Source organism: Streptococcus mitis (assembly GCF_019929545.1).
GTDB lineage: Bacteria > Bacillota > Bacilli > Lactobacillales > Streptococcaceae > Streptococcus > Streptococcus mitis_BU.
In genome coordinates this window covers 1-24,366 of sequence record NZ_JAHZPT010000029.1, presented here as the reverse complement: position 1 = coordinate 24,366, position 24,366 = coordinate 1, and the positions used below count along the sequence as shown (strand labels likewise).

Here is a 24,366-nt window from a genome sequence, read left to right as displayed (position 1 = left end):
TGTGCCAACTAAATGAGACACATACAGTTGATTTTTTCTTTTGTGATAAGAGTGGAGTTTTTAGAGGTGCCCATAAAGAACCCTATCACCAAATGTATGGAATCAGTTGTTAGGTATTGTCGATCCAAACCATCCTTTAGAAAGAATAGTATAACAGTTTGCTGAACAGTCAAAAAGGCTGGCCAATAAAATTTTTTGAAAAAAGTAGATATTTTCATTATTTATTACCGCTTTCTGTAAGGTTAAACTTAGTATACTACTGGGAAAGAAAATAAGCAACTATCATAGAAAAAGATACCGTTACGAAAATTGCCTTTTATTTTTTAAAAAACGAACCAGCTTGACTGATTCGTTTCGTGACTGCTAACTCTACTTCCGATACATTTTAAACTGTAGGAAGAGGTCGCTATATTTGCCTGTCCATTTATGGTCAAATTTCTCATAAACTTCTAGGTGTTTCATAGTTTCAGCGTCTGGATAGAAGGCCTTGTCTTCTTTTTTCTCCTCTGGGAGTAATTCCTTAGCTGGTAGGTTTGGTGTTGAATAACCGACATACTCCGCATTTTTAAGAGCATTTTCAGGTTTCAACATAAAGTTGATAAAGGCATAGGCTGCATCTTGGTTTTTGACTGTTTTGGGAATGACCATATTGTCAAACCAAAGGTTGCTGGCTTCTGTCGGTACCACATAGCGTAGATTTTCATTTTTTTCTAGCATTTGGCTGGCTTCACCAGAGAAGGTCACGCCGATAGCAGCATTGTTCTGAATCATGTAGCCCTTCATCTCGTCGGCAACGATAGCCTTGATATTTGGAGTCAGTTTATAGAGCTTATCCACTGTCTCTTCCAACTGCTGGGAATCCTTGGAGTTAAGGCTGTAGCCGAGGGAATTGAGTCCGAGTCCCAGCACCTCACGCGCCCCATCAAAGAGCATGATAGAGTTTTTATACTCTGGCTTCCAAAGGTCATCCCAATGCTCAGGCGCTTCATCTACCATGGTTTCATTGTAGACAATTCCCAAGGTTCCCCAGAAGTAAGGAATGGAGAATTTATTACCCGGGTCAAAGGACTGGTTGAGGAACTCTGGTCCGATATTTTCAAGACCTTCAAGTTTTGAATAGTCAAGCGGTACCAAGAGGTCTTCATCCTTCATCTTGTTAATCATGTATTCACTAGGAATGGCAATATCGTAGGTTGTTCCACCCTGCTTTATCTTGGTATACATGGCTTCGTTGGAGTCAAAAGTCTCGTACTGAACTTGGATTCCTGTTTCTTCTGTGAATTGCTCCAAGAGTTCAGGATCGATATAGTCTCCCCAGTTGTAAATGACCAGTTTTTGACTATCTCGGCTATTGATTTTACTATCGAGATGAGTCGCAATTCCCCACAAGACCAGGATAATGGCTACAATTCCTGCTAAAAATGAATAGAGTTTTTTCATGCTTGCTCCTCCTTCTCACGTGAGATAAAGTAATATCCAACAACTAGGATAATACTAAAGAGAAAGACAAGGGCAGACAGGGCATTGATTTCTAGCGAAATCCCCTTGCGAGCACGAGAGTAAATCTCGACTGACAGGGTTGAAAAGCCATTTCCCGTCACAAAGAAGGTCACGGCAAAGTCATCTAGCGAATAGGTGAAGGCCATGAAATAACCTGCAATGATAGACGGAGTCAGGTAAGGAAGCATGATTTCCTTGAACATCTGAAATTGACTGGCACCAAGGTCATAGGCCGCATGAATCATATCGCCATTCATTTCCTTGAGTCGAGGTAAGACCATCAAGACCACGATAGGAATGGAGAAGGCTACGTGACTAGATAGAACAGTCAAAAAGCCAAGTGAAAACTTGAGTTGGGTAAAGAGAATCAAGAAGCTGGCACCAATCATAACATCAGGCGCAACCATGAGGATATTATTGAGTGATAGAAAGGCTTCTTGGTATTTCTTACGAGACTGGTAGATATAAATAGCTCCAAAAATCCCGATAATGGTCGCAATCAAGGCTGACAGGAAGGCCAAGAAAAAGGTCTGGGTCACAATTAACATAAGGCGACCATCGCCAAACATAGTTTTAAAATGGCTCAGGCTGAAGCCTGTAAAGCTATTCATGTCGTTTCCTGCATTAAAGGCGTAACCAATCAAGTAAAAAATCGGCAGGTAGAGGACAAGAAAAACCAGTCCCAGATATAGATTGGCAAATTTTTTCATCGTTCTCTCCTTTCCTTGGTCACCCACATGGTGATGAACATGGTCAGGATGAGAATCACACCGATGGTAGAACCCATACCATAGTTGTCATTGGTCAGGAAGTTCTGCTCAATGGCTGTACCTAGTGTGATAACGCGGTTTCCACCAATCAAACGGGTCAGCATGAAGAGACTCAAACTTGGGATAAAGACCGATTGGACCCCACTTCTCACTCCGTTCATAGATAGAGGGAAGATGACATGACGGAAGGTTTCCCACTTGGTCGCACCAAGGTCGTAGCTGGCATTGATGAGAGTGTTATCCATATCGTCCAAGACATTGAAAATCGGCAAAATCATAAAGGGAAGCTCGATGTAGCTTGCGACAAAAATAAAGGAGAAATCGGTAAAGAGCAACTGTTGTGAACCGATTCCGATAAATTCAAGGAATTGGTTAATAGAGCCATTTTGACCAAAAATCCCAATAAAGGCATAAGCTTTGAGGAGCAAATTGATCCAAGTAGGCAAGATAATCAGCATGAGCCAGAGTTGACGGTGCTTGAGACGGGTCAAAAAGAGGGCTGTTGGATAGCTGATAAGGAGGGTCACAAAGGTCACAATTCCTGCATAAAGCACGGAGTTAAAGCTCATTTTGAGGTAGGTCAAGTTTTGTGACGCAAAGTAAGATTTATAATTTTCTAAACTGAACTGGCCTTTGATGTTGAAAAAGGATTGTCCGAAAATCAAGACCAAGGGTGCCAGGACAAAGAGGGCAATCCAAAGCATGTAGGGCACTACAAAGAGTTTAGAGCTTGTTTTCTTCATCTCTTTCCTCCTCGATTGCATTGATCAGACCTGCTTCTTGCTCTTCAATTTCTACGTATTCTTCGATACGAGCATCGAACTCTTCTTCAGTTTCGTTGAGACGCATGATATGGATGTCTTCTGGTTCAAAGTCCAGACCGATTTCCTCACCCACGATGGCCTTACGGGTTGAGTGGATCATCCATTCATTCCCAAGTTCGTCATAGGCGATAATTTCATAGTGAACCCCACGGAAGAGCTGGGTATCGACCTTAACTTGGAGCTTGCCTTCTTCAGGAAGGGTAATGCGCAAGTCTTCTGGACGAATCACGACCTCAACAGGTTCATTTGGCTTCATCCCACCATCGACCGCTTCGAAGCGTTTGCCATTAAACTCAACCAAGTAGTCCTCAATCATGGTACCTGGCAAGATGTTTGACTCGCCGATAAAGGTGGCAACAAAATGGTTAATCGGCTCATCGTAGATATCTACTGGTGTTCCAGACTGGACAATCTCGCCATCATTCATGACAAAAATCCAGTCACTCATGGCCAGGGCTTCTTCCTGATCGTGAGTGACAAAGACAAAGGTAATGCCCAAGCGTTGTTGCAGTTCACGCAACTCATACTGCATGTCTGTTCTTAATTTCAAGTCCAGCGCTGACAAAGGCTCATCCAACAAAACCACACGGGGTTGGTTGATGATGGCACGGGCAATAGCCACACGCTGACGTTGTCCTCCAGAGAGTTTACGAATGGAACGTTTTTCATAACCTTCCAACTGAACCATCTTGAGAACTTCCGCTACGCGTTTCTCGATTTCTTTCTTGTCAATTTTACGCAAGCGGAGTGGAAAGGCAACATTTTCAAACACATTCATATGTGGAAACAAGGCATAGGATTGGAAGACCGTATGGACGTCTCGCTTGTTGGTTGGGATGTCATTGATACGGACACCATCCAGCAAAATATCTCCTGTCGTCGCATCCAGTAAACCTGCAATGATGTTAAGGATAGTTGATTTCCCTGACCCAGATGCGCCTAGAAGGGTATAAAATTTCCCCTCTTCCAACTCAAAGTTGATGTCTTTGAGAACCTTGGTGTTGCTGTCTTCAAAAACTTTAGAGACGTTTTTGAATTCAATAATTGGTTTTTTCAATTGTCATTTATTCCTTCTTTTTCATAGATTAACAGATCAGGGCTCTGTCAGGCCGCTACTACCTCGTGTAGGAGATTGAACTGCCTACATTCTTCTGCACTGACGATAGGCTTTCACCCCCTTTCCATGACATAGCAGCAGCTTTTCAGCTAAAACTTCCTACTTGCTTTCACCTAAAATACGGACCTCTCTCTCAAGAGTAACGCCAGAGTGTTCCTTGACTTTTTCAATCACAGACTCAATCAAGTCCTCGTAGTCTTTAGCCGTTCCATCAGCGACATTGATCATAAAACCTGCGTGTTTTTCTGAGACTTCTACTCCACCAATACGATAGCCTTTCAAACCAGCTTCTGAAATTAATTGACCTGCAAAATGCCCTACTGGACGCTTAAAGACCGAACCACAAGATGGATATTCTAAAGGTTGCTTGAGTTCACGTAGATGCGTCAAGCGATCCATTTCTTGCTTGATAACCTGATGGTTTCCTGGAGCAAGGGAAAATTTAGCTGACAAGACAATTGCACCAGACTCCTGAATTGCTGAATGGCGGTAACCAAAAGCCAAATCTTTGGCAGACAGGGTCTCGATTTCTCCATTCTTGGTCAAGACCTTACAAGACTGCAAGATGTGGGCAATCTCACCACCATAGGCACCGGCATTCATAAAGACAGCACCGCCAACGCTCCCTGGAATGCCACAAGCAAATTCAAAACCAGTCAAACTATGACGAAGGGCAATACGAGTTGTTTCAATCAAGTTGGCACCAGCTTCTGCTTCGATGGTATAGCCATCAACGGAAACATTATTGAGATTGTCACACAAGATGACAAATCCACGAATTCCACCATCACGAACGATGATGTTGCTAGCATTTCCAAGAACCATCCAAGGGATATTTTCTTGATTGGCAAATTTGACAACGCGAGCCAACTCAAAACGATTTCGTGGAAAGACCAGATAATCAGCCTCTCCACCTACTTTTGTATAACTATAAGTATGCAAGGGTTCCTTGAAACGGATATCAATCCCTTCTAAGATTTCAAGCATTTTTTCTTTTACTGACATGACACTCTTCCTTTTACAAAATTCATTCCATTATACCATTTTTAAGACCATTTGACGACCCTAAAAAAATCTTGGGCTTATTTTAAACAAAAAAAGAGGTTTCCCCTCTTTTTATGATTTTTTGCAAAAGATGGCCTTTGTTCCATAAGCAACCAGAACAAGTTCAAGTGCTAGGACAACTTCCACCAAGACTGGATTGGTCAACCAGCCAACTTGAGCTAGAGATGGTGCCAGGTCAAAGAAGGCATGTAGTCCATAGGCCACTAGGAGATAAATCCATTTCTTCTGGCGAACAGCTTGGTAAACCCAAACAGTCAAGAGTAATTGGAAACCTAGCGCCAAGATTCTCTCAAAACCAAGCAAATAAATCTGCCAGACTGATAGCGACTGAATAGTTTTCAACATATTTTCAGACAGCAATTGCATAATCTGTGGATTTTGCGTTTGAACTGCTGAGAGAACGATGTAGAGATTAAACAAACTAGTAAGACCCAGGAAAATCAACTCCAAGCCACCATGCCCCAATCCATAAGCCAAGGCATCTGCCTTTTCCAAACTTCTCTTTTTCTCCAACCATTTGAAGAAAACAAGGCGAGCTGTTTCCTCAAAAAATGCTGCCATAGCTAGGCCATAGATGATATAGACAAGCGGATGGTCTTGCATGAGGGCAATACTACCGTCTTTTTGAGGATGCAAAACCAAGATATGCACCAGTTTTTCTAAAATCTGTGAAGAGACAAAGAAAGCAACAGCCCCCAAGCCCAAGACAGCTAGATTAATCTGGTATTTCTTTTTGGCATACCAAATGCTTCCTAGCAAGAAAGCCAGCAACAACACCATGGTAATGATAATATGAATGGTCATTTTCTTCTCCTATTCCGCCTTTTCAATATCTTTTTTCATCTCGTCAACATTGAACTTAGCAAACAAGTATTGACGATCTTGGACTGGGAAACGTTGATCCAATTGGTCAACAGCTCCCACCTCGATAATACCTTCCTTGATGACAAAATCCATGACATGACCACCGAAGGTCAAATCATCTGAAATGAAGTGCAGATGGTAGCCTGCCACACTGACCCCATGGAAAATCTCTGGCGTCCAGAAACCAACAATGGTCCCCGCCACATTGTCGCGACTATATTCAGGCTGATGGGTTGCGACCTCAGCAAACTTGGTATCTGGTGTCGACTTGGGAATCATGCGCACATGCATATGTGAAAATTCGCCACGAATCTTAATTGAGCGGAAAAGATTTTCCCCATCATAATATGACTCGATTCGTTCTTCCAATTCCTTGTCTGTCATCTCAAAGCGCTGACGGAAAATGACCTCTGCCTGATGCGGTACTACTGCTGCATAAGGAATAAGGGCATCTGGTGACACTTCCACAATCTCTGGCTGGTCTCCAGACCCTTTGGCCTGATAAGCCTTACCATCCAAAACAATCAATTCCCCATCAATAGAATCCAAGGTTCCCAAACCAAGGTCACCATGCTCTAGCAATTCTCCCACTGTCATGGTACCACCATAAAGGCCAGCCATCAAGGCTCCAAGGGTATTGTATTGAAATAATTTCACTGGTTCCTGCACGTTCTTATCCATTCACTTTCTTGTCTGTTATTCTATAAATGTTACTCCTAAGTATACCACATTTGCCCCTAGATGTGAACGAGAGAAACACTTTAGACATTGCCAAGAAGGAAAAAAAAGGGTACAATGTAACAAAATCAAGGGAGGTCTGGAATGAAGAAACAAAGCAAGTACCAAGAGGTCGTTTCCTATCTGAAAAACGGTATCGAGTCTGGACGATTTCCGACGGGTAGCCGCCTACCTTCTATTCGTCAACTGAGCCTTGACTTTCACTGTAGCAAGGATACTGTCCAACGAGCCCTGCTGGAATTACGGCACGAACAATACCTCTATTCCAAGCCCCAGAGTGGCTACTATGTCCTAGAACAAGGGCAACACCAGGACCTAGAAATCGAGGTTACAGGCGAACATGCCAGCGCCTATGACGATTTCCGACTCTGTGTCAATGAAACCTTGATTGGCCGAGAAAACTACCTTTTCAACTACTATGACAACCAAGAAGGATTAGAAGACCTAAGACAGTCCATTCACAAACTCCTCTTTGATCAAGCCCTCTACTGCAAGGCTGACCAACTGGTACTGACTTCTGGAACCCAACAAGCCCTTTTTATCCTCTCTCAAATTTCCTTTCCTAGTCAAGCCAAGGAAATCTTGGTGGAACAGCCGACCTACCATCGGATGAATCGCCTCTTGATTGCTCAGGGTCTGGACTATCAAACGATTGAACGAGGCATTGATGGAATTGACTTGGAGGAGCTGGAGCGACACTTCAAGACAGGAAAGATCAAGTTTTTCTACACCATTCCTCGCTTTCACTATCCTCTGGGGCATTCCTATTCTGAGCAGGACAAACGGGCTATTCTTGACTTAGCTGCCAAGTATGGTGTCTATATCGTAGAGGACGATTATCTGGGTGATTTGGATTCCAAGAAGGGCCAGACCTTCCACTATCTGGATACAGAGGAGCGGGTCATTTACATCAAGTCCTTCTCAACCAGCCTCTTTCCTGCTCTGCGGATTACGGCACTCATTCTACCAAATGCTATCAAAAAAGCCTTTGTGGCCTACAAAAATATCCTAGACTACGACAGCAACCTCATCATGCAAAAGGCCCTGTCACTCTATATCGACAGTCAACTGTTTGAGAAAAATCGTCTGGCTCGCTTGTCCAATCAGGAAGCTTACCAAAAACAAATCGAGGAAAGATTAACTAAAAATCCTTGTCCTCTTCCTCACTTTCCGCTTCACGATGGTTTATTACTAGACCTGAGACAGTATCCTAAAATCGCCAGTCTCAAACATAGCCAACTTGGCTTGGACTTCTTTGAAGAGGCCTACTTGGGTACCTGCCCTTACCAATTTGCCAAAGTGTCCTTAGACAATTTAGAAAATGTTTTAAACTATTTAAAAGCAGAATTGGAATAACTTCCAACTCTGCTTTTTTTATTGTTCAACTTCTGTTAGGCTTGCCGCTTTTTCAAGATAGCTTTGGTAAGTTCCTTCATCCTTGAGTTTTTGGATGACCTTGTCCACCACTTCTTTCAAATCAGTACTATTTTTTCTAAGGGCAACTGCATTAGCTTCGCCGTCCTTCATCTTCAAGCTGACAGTTGCGACAGCTAAGTCGGCATTTTTAGCAGCATAGCTAAGCGCAACAGGCTCATCCATGTGAACAGCATCTACTTTTCCAGCCTGTAATTCATTAACAGCTTCACCCATATTGGTTAGGGAAGTTAATTGAGCTTTTGGCAATTGTTCCTTGACCATAGCTTCTGGAACAGTCCCTTTTTGGGCTGCAATATTAGCACTTTCAAGGCTAGTTAAATCCTTGTATTTTTCTACATCAGACTTACGAACCAAGAAACTAATCTTGTTTTCATAGTAAGGGATTGAAAAATCAAAGACTTCTTTTCTCTCATCAGTAGCGCTAATTCCTGCGACAGCTAGGTCAGCCTTACCAGTTTGAAGACTGGTCAAAACATTGTCAAAACTCATGCTTGAAATTTCCAACTTCACCCCAAGTTCATCAGCGATAGCTTGGGCCATATCAATGTCCGCACCGACTACCTGATTTTTCCCGTCAACTAAGGATTGGAATTCAAAAGGTGCATAGTCAGGACTAGTCGCCACAACTAATTTCCCCTTTTGCTTAATGGCCTCAACAGCTGACTGAGAACCATTAGAACCCGACTGGCAAGCCACTAAGAAGAAACTTGCAAGAAAGCTACATAAAACAAATATCCATTTTTTCGATTTCATAAATAAACAACCTCTCTGTTAATTTTGTATAATTATAACGCTATCCAAGTTGCTTGTCAAGTATTTTTCTTACATTTTCATAAAATATATTTACTAAAAAATAGAAATACAGTGGTTAGTTTATCTATCTATTGGGAACTTATTTTCAAAAAAATCATTTATCATATCTTGATGCTGCTGGTTTACAATTGCAATATTTTGTATGTCACTATGATCAAAAAATCCTAATTCTAAAGTTTCATCACTTGTAAAAAAATTTGTAGAGATAGAAGTTTCAGATGAAACTAAATACAAGATTGTAAGAACTTGAGCCTCATCACCATTCGGATAACTGTCTGAATATTTTGTATAAACATTTAAGAGTTTTTCCACCCTCACTTCGACTCCTGTTTCTTCATAAAACTCTCGCACTAAAGCTTCTAAAGCCGATTCTCCTAATTCAAGAGCACCACCTGGTAATCCCCACGTTCCTTTATCTGCTCGTTTTTGTAATAAAATTTTTCCTGATTGACTTAATATTCCACAGGTAAAATTTAAAATAATTTTATCTTTTCCAACTTTTTTTCTGATATTCTGTATGTAGTTCATTATTCACCTCTGACAAAGTAAACTATCTATACAATGAAAGCTTACTGTATTAAAAAGTAAGCTTTCACAATAATTTTATCCTTTGAATACTTTATAGTTCGACAATCTTACCTGTTTCAAAGTAAACAACCCATTCACAGATATTTTTGGCATAGTCTCCGATACGTTCCAAGAAAGCAATCACTTGGAAGTAATCACGACCTGTAACGATGGCATCTGGATTTTTCTTAATTTCTTCTGTAGCCAAGTCACGAATGCTATCAAAGTAATGGTTGATTTTTTCGTCCATGGCTGCTACTTCATAGGCCTGGTCCACTGAACCATTGAGATAGAGTTCAAGGGCTGCTTCGACGAAGTTCTTGACATCGCGACCCATTCTCTTGATTTCTTCTTCAACAGCTGGGATACGTTGCTCCCCCTTCATACGAATTGCCGCTTTAGCAATAGAAACGGCATGGTCACCCATACGTTCCAAGTCAGATACAGCTTTCAAGACGGTTAGAACGGTACGCAAGTCTTGAGAAACTGGCTGCTGGAGGGCAATCATTTCAAATGATTTCTTCTCCAATTTCACTTCGTATTCGTTTACTTCTGCATCGTCTTCGATGACTTCTTTGGCCAAATCACGGTCATGCGTGACAAAGGCACGCACTGTACGATTGATTTGAGATAGCACTTCTTGTCCCATAGCATAGAACTGGTTGTGCAATTTCTCTAAATCTTCTTCAAATTGAGAACGTAACATCATTTATCTCCTTATCCAAATTTTCCTGAAATATAATCTTCTGTTTCCTTGTGTTGTGGGGTGAGGAACATCTTCTTGGTATCGTTAAACTCGATCAGATCTCCATCTAGGAAAAATCCTGTCTTGTCAGAGATACGAGAGGCTTGTTGCATGGAACGCGTAACCAAGAGCATAGTGTATTTATCTTTTAAACCATACAAGGTTTCCTCAATCTTACCAGCCGAGATAGGATCCAAGGCTGAAGTCGGTTCATCCAAAAGAATGATTTTAGGACTGGTTGCCAAGACACGGGCAACACAGACACGTTGCTGTTGTCCACCTGAAAGCCCGATAGCTGAATCATGTAGGCGATCCTTGACCTCATCCCAGATGGAAGCTCGTTGCAAGGCTTTTTCTACTGCTTCATCCAGAACCTGCTTGTCCTTAACTCCATTGATACGAAGCCCGTAAACAACATTTTCGTAGATAGACATAGGGAAAGGGTTCGGTTGTTGGAAAACCATACCGATTTCCTTCCGCAATTCAACTGTATCTGTACGCGGACTGTAGATGTTGTGACCATTGTAAACCACCGAACCAGTTGTGGTCACCTCTGGATTAAGATCCCCCATGCGGTTGATGGCCTTGAGGAGAGTTGACTTCCCTGATCCAGATGGACCGATCAAGGCTGTAATTTCCTTAGGTTGGAAAGATAGGGAAACACTATTCAAGGCCTTCTTTTGATTGTAGTAAACGGACAGGTCTGACACCTGTAAAATCGCTTCTGTCATACTGTTTCCTTTCTATCCAAAGTGTCCTGTTACGTAGTCATTGGTTGACTGTAGTTTGGCATTTTGGAAAATATTAGACGTCTTATCATACTCAATCAAGTCACCCAAGTAGAAAAATCCTGTGTAGTCACTAGCACGCGCAGCCTGCTGCATACTGTGGGTCACGATGATGATGGTAAAGTCTTTCTTCAATTCCAACATGGTTTCTTCCAGCTGGGCTGTTGCAATCGGATCCAAGGCTGACGCCGGCTCATCCATCAAGAGAATATCTGGTTTAACCGAAATAGCACGAGCAATACAGAGACGTTGCTGCTGACCACCTGATAGGGTCAAGGCTGACTTGTGCAAATCATCTTTGACCTGATCCCAAAGGGCAGCCTGACGAAGAGAGGTTTCCACAATTTCATCCAAGACTTGCTTGCCCTTAACACCTGCACGTTCATGGGCAAAAGTGATGTTGCGATAGATAGACTTGGCAAAGGGATTTGGGCGTTGGAAGACCATTCCAATGTGCTTACGCATCTCATAGACGTTGATTTCTGGACGGTTGACATCAATCCCTTGATAGAGAATTTGACCTGTGACCTTGGCAATATCAATGGTATCATTCATACGGTTGAGGCTGCGGAGGTAGGTTGATTTCCCTGATCCAGATGGGCCAATTAAGGCTGTAATTTTATTTTTTTCAAATTGCATATCGATGCCCTTGATGGATTCTTTTTTACCGTAGTAAACATGTAAATCCTTAGTAGAGAGGGCCACTTTCTCTTCAGGAAAGGTGATGATATGCTTTTCATCCCAATTATATTTTGACATGGCTTCTCCTTTAGGCAGCGGTTAATTTCTTATGTAGGTAGCTTCCGAGTTTGCGGGCCCCAAAGTTAAAGATGAGGATAAAGATGAGGAGCACGGCTGCAGAACCTGCTGATACGATGGTGCCATCTGGAATAGTACCTTCACTGTTGACTTTCCAGATGTGGACAGCCAAGGTTTCTGCTTGACGGAAAATAGAGATTGGGCTGGTCACACTGAGAATATTCCAGTTAGACCAGTCTAAGGCTGGAGCGGATTGTCCTGCTGTATAGATAAGAGCAGCCGCCTCACCAAAGATACGACCAGAGGCCAAGACAACCCCCGTTACAATACCTGGAAGGGCTTCTGGAATGACCACATGGACCACAGTCTCCCAACGAGAAATCCCAAGGGCCAGACCAGCTTCACGCTGCGTATGGTGAACATGTTTCAAACTGTCCTCAACATTTCGAGTCATCTGAGGAAGGTTAAAGACCGTCAAGGCCAAGGCACCTGAAATAATTGAAAATCCATACTCAAACTGAACTACAAAGATCAAGTAACCAAAGAGACCTACAACCACTGATGGCAATGAAGACAAGATTTCAATACAGGTTCTGACAAAATTGGTCACAGGACCTTTTTTGGCATATTCAGCTAGGAAAATCCCAGCCCCCATAGATAAAGGAACAGAGATAATCAAGGTGATGACCAAAAGGAAGAAGGAATTATAGAGCTGAATTCCAATCCCTCCACCTGCTTGGTAGGAAGATGATTTGCCGGTCAAGAAAGACCAAGAGATGTGGGGCAAACCACGAACCAAGATATAAAGAATCAAGGATGCCAAGATGGCAACAATAATTCCTGCAATCGAGTAGAGGACAGCTGTTGCAATTTTATCTAATTTCTTAGCGTGCATAGTTTTTCTTTCCTCTTTCTTTCGTAATCAATTTAATCACACTGTTGAAGGCCAAACTCATCAAGAGTAAGACTAAAGCCAAAGACCAGAGAACGTTATTGTCAACGGTTCCCATAACGGTATTTCCGATACCCATGGTCAAGACAGAGGTCAAGGTCGCAGCAGGTGTTGTCAATGAAGTTGGGACAACGGCTGAGTTTCCAACTACCATCTGAATAGCCAAAGCCTCACCAAAGGCACGCGCCATCCCAAAGACCACTGCTGTAAAAATCCCTGAACGCGCTGCCTTCAAAGTCACACGCCAGATGGTTTGCCAACGAGTAGCTCCCATAGCCAAACTAGCTTCGCGGTAGTGACGAGGCACCGCACGCAAGCTATCCGTTGTCATAAAGGTTACCGTCGGTAAAATCATGACAAAGAGAACGAAAATCCCTGACAAAATCCCAAAACCAGTTCCACCAAAGACACTGCGGACAAAGGGAACTACGACCTGCAAACCGATAAATCCATATACGACTGAAGGAATCCCGACAAGTAATTCAATAGCTGGTTGCAAGATTCTAGCACCTTTTGGTGAGACCTCTGTCATAAATACTGCCGCACCAATGGCAAAAGGAGTTGCGATAAGGGCTGATAGGATTGTGACAATAAAGGAACCCAAAATCATAGGAAGGGCACCAAATTGTTTACCTGAAGGATTCCAAGTTTGGCCAAATAGGAAATCAAAGATGTTGACCCCATTGACAAAGAAAGTCGACAAACCTTTTTGGGCTACGAAAATCAAAATCATAGCCACAATGATGACAATCAAAGACAGACAGGCAAAGGTCAAGCCTTTCCCTAGTTTCTCTAGACGAGAGTTCTTTGAGGGAGAAAGCAATTTTTTAGCTAATTCTTCTTGATTCATTATTGACTCCCTTCTAGTGCTGTCACCGTTCCGACAGCATCTTTTTCAACCTTCATTTCCTTGACAGAAATATAGCCCATTCCCTTAACGATTCCACTTTGCGCTTCATCAGAGAGGACAAAGTTGAGAAATTCTGCCACCAATTCATTTGGTTGACCTAGGGTATACATGTGTTCATAAGACCACAAAGGCCAGTTATTGGTTGTAACATTTTCTGCAATCGGCTCATAGCCATTCAACTTCATGCGTTTAACCGAGTCATCCACATAGGCAAAGGCTAGGTAAGAAATGGCTCCTGGTGTCTGAGAAACAATGTTTTTAACCATCCCATTTGAATCCTGTTCTTGACTCTGCACGGCAGATTGACCATCCATGATAACACTATCAAAGGTTGCACGTGAACCTGAACTTGCCGCGCGGTTGATAATGGAAATGGCTAGGTCTTTCCCACCGACTTCTTTCCAGTTGGTCACTTGACCTGTGAAGATGCTACGGAGTTGTTCAGTTGTCAGATTTTCAACATCAACTTCCTTGTTTACAATTACCGCCAAGCCCGCTACGGCTACCTTATGATCCACTAGAGCGGATGCGTTGATACCGTCTTTTTCCTCGGCAAATACGTCTGAATTTCCTACATCAACGGCTCCAGACTGAACCTGAGACAAACCTGTACCAGATCCTCCACCTTGAACGTTGACTGTTTTTCCAACGTGCATAGAGCCAAATTCATCTGCTGCTGCTTCGACCAAGGGCTGAAGAGCCGTTGAGCCAACAGCTGTCATGGATTCTCCACGATCAATCCAGCTAGCACATCCCGCCAAAGAACCTGCGAGCAAAAGAGCTGCGAGGGATAGAGCGAGTTTTTTCCTTTTTTTCATTGTTTTTCTCCTTGAAAATAATGGTGAATGCTGTGAATTTTTTCAACTATTTATTTATGTTTTTCTTTTTTAAAATTGGGAGCCAACTAAAGTTCTTATACTCAATGAAAATCAAAGAGCAAACTAGGAAACTAGCCGCAGGCTGTACTTGAGTACGGCAAGGCGACGTTGACGCGGTTTGAATTTGATTTTCGAAGAGTATTAGCTTGGTTTAACTAGAAATTTGCTTAGTTACCATCTCCACCAATTTTGACTTAAAATGAAAGACAATTTGAAAAAAATCCATACTTCCACTATAACATAGACAAGCTACTTTGACTAGCATTTTCACTTGAATCTGAGGCCTTTTGGAAAATAATTTTTCAAAACATTTCCCGTCACCTTAGCAAAGCCCAAGCCATTTCCTTTAACCAAAACTTGGTACCAACCATTTGGCAGACTTTCCGCCAATTGAACAGTTTCTCCAGCCACATACTTTACAAACGCTTCTTGGTCAATTTCAACTGACTGCTTGACCTGACTCGGTTTCAAGGCTAGACCAAGAGCAAAACTAGGCTCAAAGCGTTTCTTCTTAAAGGTACCCAGATGCAGGCCATTCCGAGCAATCTTGAGTTTCTCTAAATCTGGCAAGAGTTCTGGCAAAAGATAGAGTTGGTCCCCAAAAGTCTGCAAGATTCCCCTTAGATTGATCTTCAAGTGTTTTTGGGCAAATTCCTGCCACAAGACAACTTGTTCTCGGCTGAGATTGCTCTTACTTGCCTTACATTTTGGTGCTAGATTTTCACCTTTAAATTGCAAATGGGCGACAAACTGACCCTCTCCCTTAAACTGATGAGGGTACATCCGAGCTGTTTCTGGCAAGTCAATACCAGCTACCATTCCATTGATATGCTCTACTGGCAACAAATCAAAATTATACTCCTCCAGCAACCAATTGACAATCTCTTCATTTTCCTCAGGAGCCCAGGTACAGGTCGAATAAACCAGACGACCACCTTCAGCTAACATGGTTACTGCATCTTCCAGAATTTCTCTTTGCAAGTTAGCGCATTGACTCGGATAATCTAAATTCCAATAGTCCATAGCATCTGGTTGCTTACGAAACATCCCTTCACCAGAGCAAGGGGCATCAAGGACAATGAGGTCAAAATAACCTTTAAAGACCTTAGCTAAGCGGTCAGCAGATTCATTGGTCACCACGACATTTGTCGCTCCAAAGCGCTCCATGTTTTCTACTAAAATCTTAGCCCGTTTGCTTGAAATTTCATTGGAAACCAGGATACCTTCACCTGCTAGATAGGCTGCCAGCTGAGTTGATTTTCCACCCGGTGCAGCGGCCAAATCCAGAACCTTCATCCCATGACTGGGCTGGGCTACCTGAGCCACCATCTGGGCAGCAGGTTCTTGCGAATAAACTAAACCAGTAGCATGCTCAGGCGATTTCCCAGACACCTTCCCGTAGTGGCCCCAAGGAGTTTGAGGAATGGCATCAGAAAAGGAAACTGGCGCTTCTTTTAAAGGATTGATCCGAAAAGCCGAAACCGCTTCCTCCTCAAAAGAGGCAAGAAAATCTCTTGCCTCATCTCCTAGTATCTCTTCATATTTTTCAACAAATCCTTCTGGAAATTGCATTTAAGTTCTTTTCCTTTCGTAAATATAGGACTGAATTTCCTCCTGCATCTCAAGAGGTAGCATCATGACCGGCTGTCTGGTTTGAAAATTAGGAGTTTCACCAGAAAGGGTCACCACCCGATAGCCCAGACTTTCCCCTAAAATATTAGCGGCAGCATAATCCCATGGTTGCAGATAAGTGACATAGGTCAACAAACGCCCTGACAAAATCTTGGCAAAACTAATGGCCGCACTCCCATAGACACGAACACCGAGGACCGCTCGACTCAAATCAGCCAAGCCCCATTCATTGGTTTCCAGCATGCCACTATTCCCTGCAATAAGGAAATCTCCAAGTGGTTTTGGTTTAAAAGGAGCTAGAGGCTTATCATTTAGACAAACTGGAAAGGCTCCGCCACCGTGGTAACAATCCCCTTTGACCACATCATAAATGAGACCAAACTGACCTTGACCATTCTCAAAATAAGCCATCATAACAGCAAAATCTTCCTGCTGGGCTACAAAGTTATTGGTCCCATCAATGGGATCAATAACCCAAACCCTGCCCTCTTGAACCGAGGCTCGCAGACAACCTTCTTCAGCACAAATCTTATCCTCAGGATAACGGGATAAAATCTCACCAACCAAGAGTTCCTGAACTTCCTTGTCCAGTCTGGTCACCAAATCTGTTGGAGAGGACTTGGTCTCAACACACAAGTCTTCCTGCATGTGGTCAAGGATGTACTGGCCCGCTCTCTTAATAAGCTCTTTAGCAAATTCAAATTTACTTTCCAAGAGAAATCTTCCCTTCCCCTTTTTCCTTGGCAGTCTGAACTGCTCGATAAAGCGAATAGCCACTAACTGTTTCAAATTCTCGGCCCAAACGTTTTTCTTCGCTCTTGCTTGGCACGACCGCTTTGAATTCCTTATAGGATTCCAGTAACTTTTTAGCCTCTACCTTGCCCTCATAGGCAGCTTCAACATCATTAAAAAAAGAAAGCACTGAAGCAAGTTCTTCAGTGCTCCACGACAAATCTAGTGGGTAACTATACTGTTTGTTCATTAACTAATACCAGCTCTCATTCTTGCTTCTTTTAGTTCTTGCTTACGATAACTACGAGGGAGAAAAGCACGAATCTCATCTTCATTAAAACCGATTTGCATGCGTTTAGCATCGATAATAATTGGACGACGCAAAAGACTAGGATACTGCTCAATCAAATGAAGCAATTCCGATACCGAAATACTCTCTACATCAATATTCAATTTTTGAAAAATTTTTGAACGAGTTGAAATGATGTCATCAGTACCATTTTCGGTCAAGGAAAGGATGTGTTGCAATTCTTTTCTTGTTAAAGGACTGGTCATAATATTGTGTTCCACAAAGGGAACCTTATGTTTTTCTAACCAGGCCTTAGCCTTACGACATGATGTACAGCTCGGTGATAGAAATAGTGTAATCATGCTTTTCTCTTCTTATCTATACTTTGCTATTTCTATTATACACAAAAATAAAGCGCTTGACTAGCGATTTTTTAAAAAAAGCCTATTTTTCAAGAAAAATAGACTGTTTGCGAACGATTGATATATTCTGGATTTAGTTAATTCACTCTTAACGATGGTTTTAAATTATATGATTTTTTATATATACAAATTAAAAACGTCTTTCGTTTTACTTCCTACGACTTTTCAGGTACAGAAAACCAAAGAAGCTTTCATAGAGGGTGAAAAAGAGGAGGAAGGCATGAAGGAAGAAGGTCTCTGGCAAAATCAGAATCACTGGATCCTTAGCTGGGTCAAAAAGCCAGGTATCATCTCCCACAAAGAGAATTTGATGGAAAAGAGTAAAGAATTGGTCAAAACCAATCAAAACTCCCCCAAGACCAATCAATACAGGCAAGACAACTAAAGCCAGAAAATTTTTACGATAGAGAGACAAGAATCCCTTTTTCACAATTCCTTTGATAAAGAAATAGAAACTTGGCAGTGTCACTAAGGCTACTAGCTGAACCAAGTGAAAGAGGTTTTTGACCACCGCAAAATGGTGTAGCCCAGCTGCTGACGAACGAAAATCAGGCATCTGCAAGACCTGACTAAAAGGGTTGGTCAGGTAATTCATCAAGATATGAAAGTTGTACTGAATGGTTTCCGGTTTTAGATAGACTCGATTTGTTAAGTTCAACCACTGAATTTCCATAGGATAAAAGATCCAAGCCAGATAGATAGTCAGAAGGATTGAGAGGGAGAGGAGAAAGAACATAGAGCTCCAAAAGATCAATTTAGTTTTCATCAAAGTTCCACTCCGCAAGGCTAGAAACTACATGAGTCGGTGCGATTGGCAGGTCTGCTACTTCTTCTGCCTTGGTAAAACCTGTCGTCACCAAGAGCGTTGGAATGCTATTGTCAATTCCTGCTCGAATATCAGTCAAGTAATTATCCCCAACCATGATTAACTCTTCACGTTCCAAACCTAAGTGCTCAACCGCCTTGTCCATAATAATAGCATTTGGTTTCCCGATATAAACAGGCTTCACTCGTGTTGCTACTTCAAGAAGCGTAATCAGTGAACCAGCACCTGGCAAAAGACCCCGTTCTGTCGGGATATTGAGGTCAGGATTGGTTCCGATAAAGTGAGCTCCCTTTTGAATCGCAAGAGTTGCTGTCGCAAATTTTTCATAGTCGACTTGCCAGTCCAGGCCTACTACTACATAGGCAGGATTCTCCTTGTCTTCGACATAGCCCGCCGCCTTAATGGCATCTTTGAGTCCTGCTTCTCCGATGACATAGACGGTCTTTTCAAGCCCCAAATCATTCATATAATCGATAGTCGCCAAAGTTGCTGTGTAAACAGTCGATAGAGCTGTATCGATATTAAAATTCTGAGCCAACATCTGCTGAACACTCTCAGGAGTGCGGGTTGTATTGTTGGTCACAAAAAGATAAGGAATGTCCCGCTTTTTCAATTCATGGACAAAAGCCTCTCCTGCTGGAATTCGATCCTTCCCCTTATAAATGGTTCCGTCTAAATCAATTAAATAGCCTTTATATTTCATCTATTTCTTCCTAATCCTTTTTTATTTCTTGCCAAGTGATGATAGCTTGGGCATTGGTAGCCCCGTCGCTTGTGATCTCATGCTTGCTTTCCAGTCCAGTCCGTTCAACAGCCGATGTAATCACCCCACCTGGTCGAACTTCCTTGACATACTTGAGATTGATTTTCTTGGGAATATATTGGGTCAAAAAATCCGCTCCCATGACCTCAAAAATCCAATCCAGATACTTACTGTTATTGACATGACCATTCATATCCAAGTCGTAAAAACGAACATGGTAATCCTTGCTGACTGGCTCGTTCAAGGACTCATACTTTGGTCCACGGATGAGCTTTTTATCAAAATCAGACTGGTAAGGAGCCACAATCTCAGGTTCGACAGCATGGACTTTTCGACTATCTCGGTCCATGAGAACAAAGGTCGCCATCATGTGAATGAGCTCCTGCCCCGCTTCATCATAAATGGTAAAGCGACGGTAGCAAAAAAGTCGATTATAGCTCAGGGCTTCCGTTTCGATAGTGATTTCCTCTGCAAAACGAGGCAAACGAACCACCTCAATATCATAATCTGTGATAATCCAGACCAGATTATGCTCTTCCAAAATAGTCTTATCACTAACCCCCAACTCAATAGACTGCATCCCTGAAACTTGCAGGGATAGCAAAATCACATCTGGAAGCTTGATATGACCGTTCATATCAGCCATATCAAAAGGAATTTTCATATTCATTTGATAAGTTAAGCCCATCATCCTACTCCAAAATAAATCGTTCTGCTACAGTGTCTCCTAAAAAGAGACCTCTTTTTGTCATGCGCACGCGATCACCGTCTATTTGCATGAGACCTTGTTGAACCAAATCTCTGACAATTTCTCCATAAAGTCCATCGAAGGACCGTCCAAATTTTTCCTCAAATCGCGCCATGGAGACTCCTGATTTCTTGCGGAGGCCCAAGAACATTTCTTCTTCCATCTGCTCCTTTTGACTCAAGTGCTCTTCTGTGATGCGAGCATTACCTTCCTCAACAGCACTGAGATAATGACGAATCGGACCATGATTTTTATAGCGGACACCATTGACATAACCAGATGCCCCAGCACCGATGCCATAGTATTCAGCGTTGTCCCAGTACATGAGATTGTGGCGACTTTCAAAACCAGGCTTTGAGAAATTGGAAATCTCATAATGCTCAAAACCTGCTCGCTCCAGCTCTGCGATGATGTACTCAAACATCTCCGCTTCCAGTTCCTCCTTAGGCAGAGGCAATTTTCCTCGTCGCATACGGTTCATAAAGACCGTATGGTTTTCTAAAATCAAACTATACAAACTCATATGGGGAATATCCAGCCCAATGGCCTTAGCCACATTGTCCTTAACTTGCTCCATAGTCTGACCAGGCAGTGCATAAATCAAGTCAATAGAGATATTGTCAAAACCAGCCAGTTTCAGGCGGTCGATATTTTCATAAATGTCCTTCTCCAAATGACTGCGCCCAATCTTTTTCAGCATTTTGTTATCAAAAGTTTGCACACCTAGCGAAACACGATTGACAGCCGAGTTTTTCAAAACAGCTATCTTATCTGCATCCAAATCGCCTGGGTTGGCCTCAATGGTCAACTCTTCCAAGACTGACAAATCTAGATTTTTAGTCAAGCCATTTAAGAGCACCTCTAATTGCGGTGCTGACAAAGCCGTTGGCGTCCCACCTCCAATGTAGAGGGTTCGTAACTTTCGGATATCATAAGATTGAAACTCTTCTAACAGATGTTCCAAATAACTATCTACCGGCTGATTCTTGATAAAAACTTTGGAAAAGTCACAGTAATAACAAATCTGGGTACAAAACGGGATGTGCACATAGGCTGACGTTGGTTTTTTCTGCATAGTACTTATTATACCACAAAGACAGGCTACGAGAAAAAAATCACCATCCCCAGATACATAGTCCGTCCAGAGATGGTGATGGTTTATTCTTCTGTTATGTCAATAACAATCTCTTCTGATTCATCAAGAGTTTCGGCCTTTTCTTGCCATTGCTCCTTGAGATTATTGAATCGATCTTTTGATGCTTCTGTCGCTTGACGAGCACATGATTTGGCTTGAGCAAGGACACTGTTCACAGTGATTTCACCTGACTCAACCTGTTCTTTGGTTTTAAGAACAAAATCTGTAGCCTGCTCCTTGACTTCTGTCAGTTTTTCACAGACCTGCTCCTTGGCATACTCAGGATCTTCTTTCAAATCATCTAGAAAATCTTGAGCCTGACTGCAAACTTGTTTGCCCTTGTCGCTTGTTAAAAACAAGGCAAGAGCTGCACCTGAAACGGTTCCTAAAAGGATTGAGGATAGTTTACCCATAAGAATTCTCCTTTTTTATTTTTTGAAAAATTTACTTGCAAGACGAAGAGCTGACAAACTTGCACCAGTCTTAATGGTTTTTGAACCAGCTGATGAAGCTTTCTTGCTCAAGACACGCGCATGGTCATTGAGGTCTGAAACAGATAGAGATAAATCTGCAACTGCACTAAAGAGTGGATCAATCGTTGCCACCTTGACATTGATATCATCTGCCAAGACATTGACCTTAGACAGCAATTCATTGGTATGATGCAAGGTCACATCCACATCTGAAGTTAAGGTTTTAATCGTCTTCTCTGTTTCATCGATCACACGTCCAAGCTTTTGTACAGTAATGATTAGATACACTAAAAAGACAATCAAAGCAAGGGCTACAAGAATATATGCAACTTCTAACATTTAGTTTTCCTCCTCTGAAATATAGTAAGGGGCCTTCTTTCGATTTTGATATAGAATGATAAAAATACCCAGTCCTATAAGGACAACTGATAGCCATTGGGACACTCGAAGGCCAAAGAACATGAGGCTATCTGTCCGCATGCCTTCGATGACCATACGACCTAAACCATACCAAATCAAGTAGAAGGCAGTGATATGACCTCGTCTGAGGCTCTTCCATTTTCGTCTGGCAATCAAAATCAAGGCAAATCCAAGTAGATTCCAAAGAGACTCATAAAGGAAGGTCGGCTGACGGTAGCTCCCTTCAATATACATCTGGTCACGGATAAAGCCAGGTAGATAATCCAGATTATCCACTGCTGCACCATAAGCTTCTTGGTTAAAGAAATTGCCCCAGCGACCCAAACTTTGGGCAATCATGACGCTAGGTGCCGCAATATCTAGAAAATCCCAAGTATTGATGAGTTTACGATCAGCAAAGATATAAAGTACAAGGGCACCAGTTATCAAACCACCGTAAATGGCCAAACCACCATTCCAAATGGCAAAAATCTCTCCCAAATTCTGACTATAGTAATCAAAACGGAAAATGACATAGTAGAGACGAGCTCCTAAAATAGCCAAGGGAAAGGCTATCAAGATGAAATCTAAAATATCGTCTGGTATGATCTTCTTTCTAGGCGCTTCTTTCATGGTCAAATAAACTGCAAGAATCAAGCCTGTCACAATACACAAGGCATACCAACGAATGGCTAGAGGGCCTAGATGAATAGCAATTGGATCAAGCATTAGGCACCTCGTTTTGAGCAATGAGATTTGTCAAGCGTTCTTCGAACAAACGTGTCGCATCAAAGCCCATTTCCTTGGCACGATAATTCATGGCAGCTGCCTCAATCACGACAGAAATATTACGACCTGTTTTAACTGGGATACGGATACGAGGAATGGATACGCCAGAAATTTCAAGTTCCTCTGCATTATTTCCTAGACGATCAAAGGTCTTATGTGTATCATAGTTTTCCAAGTAAACAGCCAGCTGGACTTGTGAAGAATCCTTGACCGCACTCGCACCGTAGAGGCTCATAACATCGATAATCCCAACCCCACGAATTTCAATCAGGTGTCTCAAGATTTCAGCTGGTTCACCCCAAAGAGTAATCTCATCCTTGGCAAAAATATCGACCCGGTCATCAGCTACCAAGCGGTGGCCACGTTTGACAAGCTCTAGACCTGTCTCACTCTTACCGATGCCACTATCGCCCTGAATCAAGACACCCATTCCATAGATATCCATCAAGACCCCGTGCACACTGGTCCGTTCTGCTAAACGTGAATCCAGATAACTAGATAACTCTCCAGATAAACGACTGGTTGCCGTACGGCTAGTTAAAATAGCAATCTTACATTCTCTGGCTGCCTTTAGCATCTCCTCTGGAACCACCAAACCACGGGCAACAATAACCGCAGGTGTCTCAGGTAGAAACATTTTTTTCAAGACTTGGTAACGGTTATGAGAGGACATCGAAACGAGATAGGACCACTCCTTCATTCCCAAGAGCTGGATTCGCTCAGGCGTATAATAGTCAAAATAGCCCGTCATTTCAAGACCAGGTCGCGTAATGTCCGCGGTATTGATTTCCTTTTCAAGTAATTCTGGTTCGCCATAGACAATGTCTAGTCTGAGCTTTTCAATCACTTCTTTTACTAAAACCGACATCATTTCCTCCTTCAAATGAGTTCTTCTCTCTATTATATCAAATTGTAGGAGGATATTTGAGATTTTTGCAGGCTTTGTAGTATTTATTTAAAAGAAAAAGACTAGATTTCTCTAGCCTTTCATTTCTAATTAGAATTTTTTACGTTTACGAGCTGCTTCTGATTTACGTTTACGTTTTACAGAAGGTTTTTCATAGAATTCACGTTTGCGTGTTTCTTGAAGAGTACCAGCTTTAGTAACCGCACGTTTGAAACGACGAAGTGCGTCGTCAAGAGATTCATTCTTACGTACTACTGTTTTAGACATTTTTTTCACTCCCTTCAAGTTCAATATCTATTCTATTTTACACGTAAAAGGAATAATTGTCAAGAAAAAACTGCCATAAACTTATATTATCTTCAATTTTAATCTTATTTAATCTTGTTAAAATTGATTAACATTTATAGATGGAAATGATATAATAGTGGCACATATTGATTAGCAAAAATTAGGGCACCTCTAAAAACCTATCCAATGGACACCAAAATATGAGATAATAGCCTTATCATAAGATGAGGTTATTA

General features: G+C 42.1%; 30 protein-coding genes. 1 reads left to right on the top strand and 29 read right to left on the bottom strand.

Features of this window, described 5'->3' with window-relative positions; translation table 11 throughout:
• Nucleotides 1–8 precede the first annotated feature (8 nt).
• From K1I71_RS07955 to budA, 8 genes are all read right to left on the bottom strand, one after another.
• Nucleotides 9–218 carry a hypothetical protein gene (locus K1I71_RS07955; protein WP_223330673.1) on the bottom strand — a complete coding sequence of 70 codons (210 nt, stop codon included), beginning with the start codon at nucleotides 216–218 and terminating at the stop codon, nucleotides 9–11.
• A gap of 151 nt (nucleotides 219–369) precedes the next feature.
• Nucleotides 370–1,440, bottom strand: coding sequence for an ABC transporter substrate-binding protein (locus tag K1I71_RS07950; RefSeq protein WP_050240977.1), 1,071 nt, complete (start codon nucleotides 1,438–1,440; stop codon nucleotides 370–372).
• The gene (locus tag K1I71_RS07945; RefSeq protein ID WP_223330672.1) at nucleotides 1,437–2,210 is read right to left on the bottom strand and encodes an ABC transporter permease; all 774 of its coding nucleotides are present in this window, start codon (nucleotides 2,208–2,210) and stop codon (nucleotides 1,437–1,439) included. The genes K1I71_RS07950 and K1I71_RS07945 overlap by 4 nt, the downstream gene beginning before the upstream one ends.
• Nucleotides 2,207–3,013 carry an ABC transporter permease gene (locus tag K1I71_RS07940; protein WP_223330671.1) on the bottom strand — a complete coding sequence of 269 codons (807 nt, stop codon included), beginning with the start codon at nucleotides 3,011–3,013 and terminating at the stop codon, nucleotides 2,207–2,209. The genes K1I71_RS07945 and K1I71_RS07940 overlap by 4 nt, the downstream gene beginning before the upstream one ends.
• Nucleotides 2,994–4,151 carry an ABC transporter ATP-binding protein gene (locus K1I71_RS07935; protein ID WP_000742895.1) on the bottom strand — a complete coding sequence of 386 codons (1,158 nt, stop codon included), beginning with the start codon at nucleotides 4,149–4,151 and terminating at the stop codon, nucleotides 2,994–2,996. Before K1I71_RS07935 ends, K1I71_RS07940 begins: the two co-directional genes overlap by 20 nt.
• 159 nt (nucleotides 4,152–4,310) lie before the next feature.
• On the bottom strand, nucleotides 4,311–5,216 hold the full coding sequence (murB, locus tag K1I71_RS07930; protein ID WP_223330670.1) for a UDP-N-acetylmuramate dehydrogenase: 906 nt from the start codon (nucleotides 5,214–5,216) through the stop codon (nucleotides 4,311–4,313).
• A 111-nt stretch (nucleotides 5,217–5,327) separates the two neighbouring features.
• Nucleotides 5,328–6,080, bottom strand: a complete 753-nt coding sequence (locus tag K1I71_RS07925; RefSeq protein ID WP_223330669.1) for a YhfC family intramembrane metalloprotease — start codon at nucleotides 6,078–6,080, stop codon at nucleotides 5,328–5,330.
• A 9-nt stretch (nucleotides 6,081–6,089) separates the two neighbouring features.
• The gene (gene budA / locus K1I71_RS07920; RefSeq protein WP_000360298.1) at nucleotides 6,090–6,821 is read right to left on the bottom strand and encodes an acetolactate decarboxylase; all 732 of its coding nucleotides are present in this window, start codon (nucleotides 6,819–6,821) and stop codon (nucleotides 6,090–6,092) included.
• A 141-nt stretch (nucleotides 6,822–6,962) separates the two neighbouring features.
• On the opposite strand from budA, the gene K1I71_RS07915 reads away from it, so the two are divergent.
• The gene (locus tag K1I71_RS07915) at nucleotides 6,963–8,234 is read left to right on the top strand and encodes an aminotransferase-like domain-containing protein (RefSeq protein ID WP_223330668.1); all 1,272 of its coding nucleotides are present in this window, start codon (nucleotides 6,963–6,965) and stop codon (nucleotides 8,232–8,234) included.
• Between the two features lie 18 nt (nucleotides 8,235–8,252).
• On the opposite strand, the gene K1I71_RS07910 is transcribed toward K1I71_RS07915, so the two are convergent.
• From K1I71_RS07910 to rpsU, 21 genes are all read right to left on the bottom strand, one after another.
• Entirely contained in the window at nucleotides 8,253–9,068 is an 816-nt protein-coding gene (locus K1I71_RS07910; RefSeq protein ID WP_223330667.1) for an ABC transporter substrate-binding protein, read from the bottom strand.
• Nucleotides 9,069–9,188: 120 nt separating this feature from the next.
• Nucleotides 9,189–9,656 (bottom strand): NUDIX hydrolase, encoded by a 468-nt coding sequence (locus K1I71_RS07905; protein WP_001106783.1) that lies wholly within the window; start codon nucleotides 9,654–9,656, stop codon nucleotides 9,189–9,191.
• A gap of 91 nt (nucleotides 9,657–9,747) precedes the next feature.
• Nucleotides 9,748–10,401, bottom strand: coding sequence for a phosphate signaling complex protein PhoU (phoU, locus tag K1I71_RS07900; RefSeq protein ID WP_000946458.1), 654 nt, complete (start codon nucleotides 10,399–10,401; stop codon nucleotides 9,748–9,750).
• Nucleotides 10,402–10,412: 11 nt separating this feature from the next.
• Nucleotides 10,413–11,171, bottom strand: a complete 759-nt coding sequence (gene pstB, locus K1I71_RS07895; protein WP_124787282.1) for a phosphate ABC transporter ATP-binding protein PstB — start codon at nucleotides 11,169–11,171, stop codon at nucleotides 10,413–10,415.
• Between the two features lie 12 nt (nucleotides 11,172–11,183).
• Nucleotides 11,184–11,987 (bottom strand): phosphate ABC transporter ATP-binding protein PstB, encoded by an 804-nt coding sequence (gene pstB / locus K1I71_RS07890; protein ID WP_124787281.1) that lies wholly within the window; start codon nucleotides 11,985–11,987, stop codon nucleotides 11,184–11,186.
• Between the two features lie 10 nt (nucleotides 11,988–11,997).
• Nucleotides 11,998–12,882: a phosphate ABC transporter permease PstA gene (gene pstA, locus K1I71_RS07885; RefSeq protein ID WP_000543046.1), complete on the bottom strand. Its 885-nt coding sequence runs from the start codon at nucleotides 12,880–12,882 to the stop codon at nucleotides 11,998–12,000.
• Nucleotides 12,872–13,789 (bottom strand): phosphate ABC transporter permease subunit PstC, encoded by a 918-nt coding sequence (pstC, locus tag K1I71_RS07880; protein WP_001070903.1) that lies wholly within the window; start codon nucleotides 13,787–13,789, stop codon nucleotides 12,872–12,874. Before pstC ends, pstA begins: the two co-directional genes overlap by 11 nt.
• Nucleotides 13,789–14,667, bottom strand: coding sequence for a phosphate ABC transporter substrate-binding protein PstS family protein (locus K1I71_RS07875; protein WP_000746329.1), 879 nt, complete (start codon nucleotides 14,665–14,667; stop codon nucleotides 13,789–13,791). Before K1I71_RS07875 ends, pstC begins: the two co-directional genes overlap by 1 nt.
• Before the next feature lie 327 nt (nucleotides 14,668–14,994).
• Nucleotides 14,995–16,299 (bottom strand): RsmB/NOP family class I SAM-dependent RNA methyltransferase, encoded by a 1,305-nt coding sequence (locus K1I71_RS07870; protein ID WP_223330666.1) that lies wholly within the window; start codon nucleotides 16,297–16,299, stop codon nucleotides 14,995–14,997.
• Entirely contained in the window at nucleotides 16,300–17,073 is a 774-nt protein-coding gene (locus K1I71_RS07865) for an inositol monophosphatase family protein (protein WP_223330665.1), read from the bottom strand.
• Nucleotides 17,063–17,341 (bottom strand): UPF0223 family protein, encoded by a 279-nt coding sequence (locus tag K1I71_RS07860; RefSeq protein WP_124787277.1) that lies wholly within the window; start codon nucleotides 17,339–17,341, stop codon nucleotides 17,063–17,065. The genes K1I71_RS07865 and K1I71_RS07860 overlap by 11 nt, the downstream gene beginning before the upstream one ends.
• Nucleotides 17,341–17,742, bottom strand: a complete 402-nt coding sequence (locus K1I71_RS07855; protein ID WP_000631259.1) for a Spx/MgsR family RNA polymerase-binding regulatory protein — start codon at nucleotides 17,740–17,742, stop codon at nucleotides 17,341–17,343. Before K1I71_RS07855 ends, K1I71_RS07860 begins: the two co-directional genes overlap by 1 nt.
• A gap of 208 nt (nucleotides 17,743–17,950) precedes the next feature.
• Nucleotides 17,951–18,568: a TIGR01906 family membrane protein gene (locus K1I71_RS07850; protein WP_124787276.1), complete on the bottom strand. Its 618-nt coding sequence runs from the start codon at nucleotides 18,566–18,568 to the stop codon at nucleotides 17,951–17,953.
• Complete coding sequence (locus tag K1I71_RS07845) at nucleotides 18,558–19,331, bottom strand: TIGR01457 family HAD-type hydrolase (protein WP_124787275.1); 774 nt, start codon at nucleotides 19,329–19,331, stop codon at nucleotides 18,558–18,560. The genes K1I71_RS07850 and K1I71_RS07845 overlap by 11 nt, the downstream gene beginning before the upstream one ends.
• A 10-nt stretch (nucleotides 19,332–19,341) precedes the next feature.
• Complete coding sequence (locus K1I71_RS07840; RefSeq protein ID WP_124787274.1) at nucleotides 19,342–20,079, bottom strand: acyl-[acyl-carrier-protein] thioesterase; 738 nt, start codon at nucleotides 20,077–20,079, stop codon at nucleotides 19,342–19,344.
• Between the two features lie 4 nt (nucleotides 20,080–20,083).
• Nucleotides 20,084–21,214, bottom strand: a complete 1,131-nt coding sequence (gene hemW / locus K1I71_RS07835; protein WP_223330664.1) for a radical SAM family heme chaperone HemW — start codon at nucleotides 21,212–21,214, stop codon at nucleotides 20,084–20,086.
• 83 nt (nucleotides 21,215–21,297) lie between these two features.
• Nucleotides 21,298–21,687 carry a YtxH domain-containing protein gene (locus K1I71_RS07830; RefSeq protein ID WP_049551988.1) on the bottom strand — a complete coding sequence of 130 codons (390 nt, stop codon included), beginning with the start codon at nucleotides 21,685–21,687 and terminating at the stop codon, nucleotides 21,298–21,300.
• Nucleotides 21,688–21,702: 15 nt separating this feature from the next.
• The gene (locus K1I71_RS07825) at nucleotides 21,703–22,086 is read right to left on the bottom strand and encodes a DUF948 domain-containing protein (RefSeq protein ID WP_049551989.1); all 384 of its coding nucleotides are present in this window, start codon (nucleotides 22,084–22,086) and stop codon (nucleotides 21,703–21,705) included.
• Complete coding sequence (lgt, locus tag K1I71_RS07820) at nucleotides 22,087–22,875, bottom strand: prolipoprotein diacylglyceryl transferase (protein WP_223330663.1); 789 nt, start codon at nucleotides 22,873–22,875, stop codon at nucleotides 22,087–22,089. It lies immediately after the preceding gene.
• The gene (gene hprK, locus K1I71_RS07815) at nucleotides 22,868–23,803 is read right to left on the bottom strand and encodes an HPr(Ser) kinase/phosphatase (RefSeq protein ID WP_000115157.1); all 936 of its coding nucleotides are present in this window, start codon (nucleotides 23,801–23,803) and stop codon (nucleotides 22,868–22,870) included. Before hprK ends, lgt begins: the two co-directional genes overlap by 8 nt.
• Before the next feature lie 129 nt (nucleotides 23,804–23,932).
• Entirely contained in the window at nucleotides 23,933–24,109 is a 177-nt protein-coding gene (rpsU, locus tag K1I71_RS07810; protein ID WP_000048054.1) for a 30S ribosomal protein S21, read from the bottom strand.
• Between the last annotated feature and the right edge of the window lie 257 nt (nucleotides 24,110–24,366).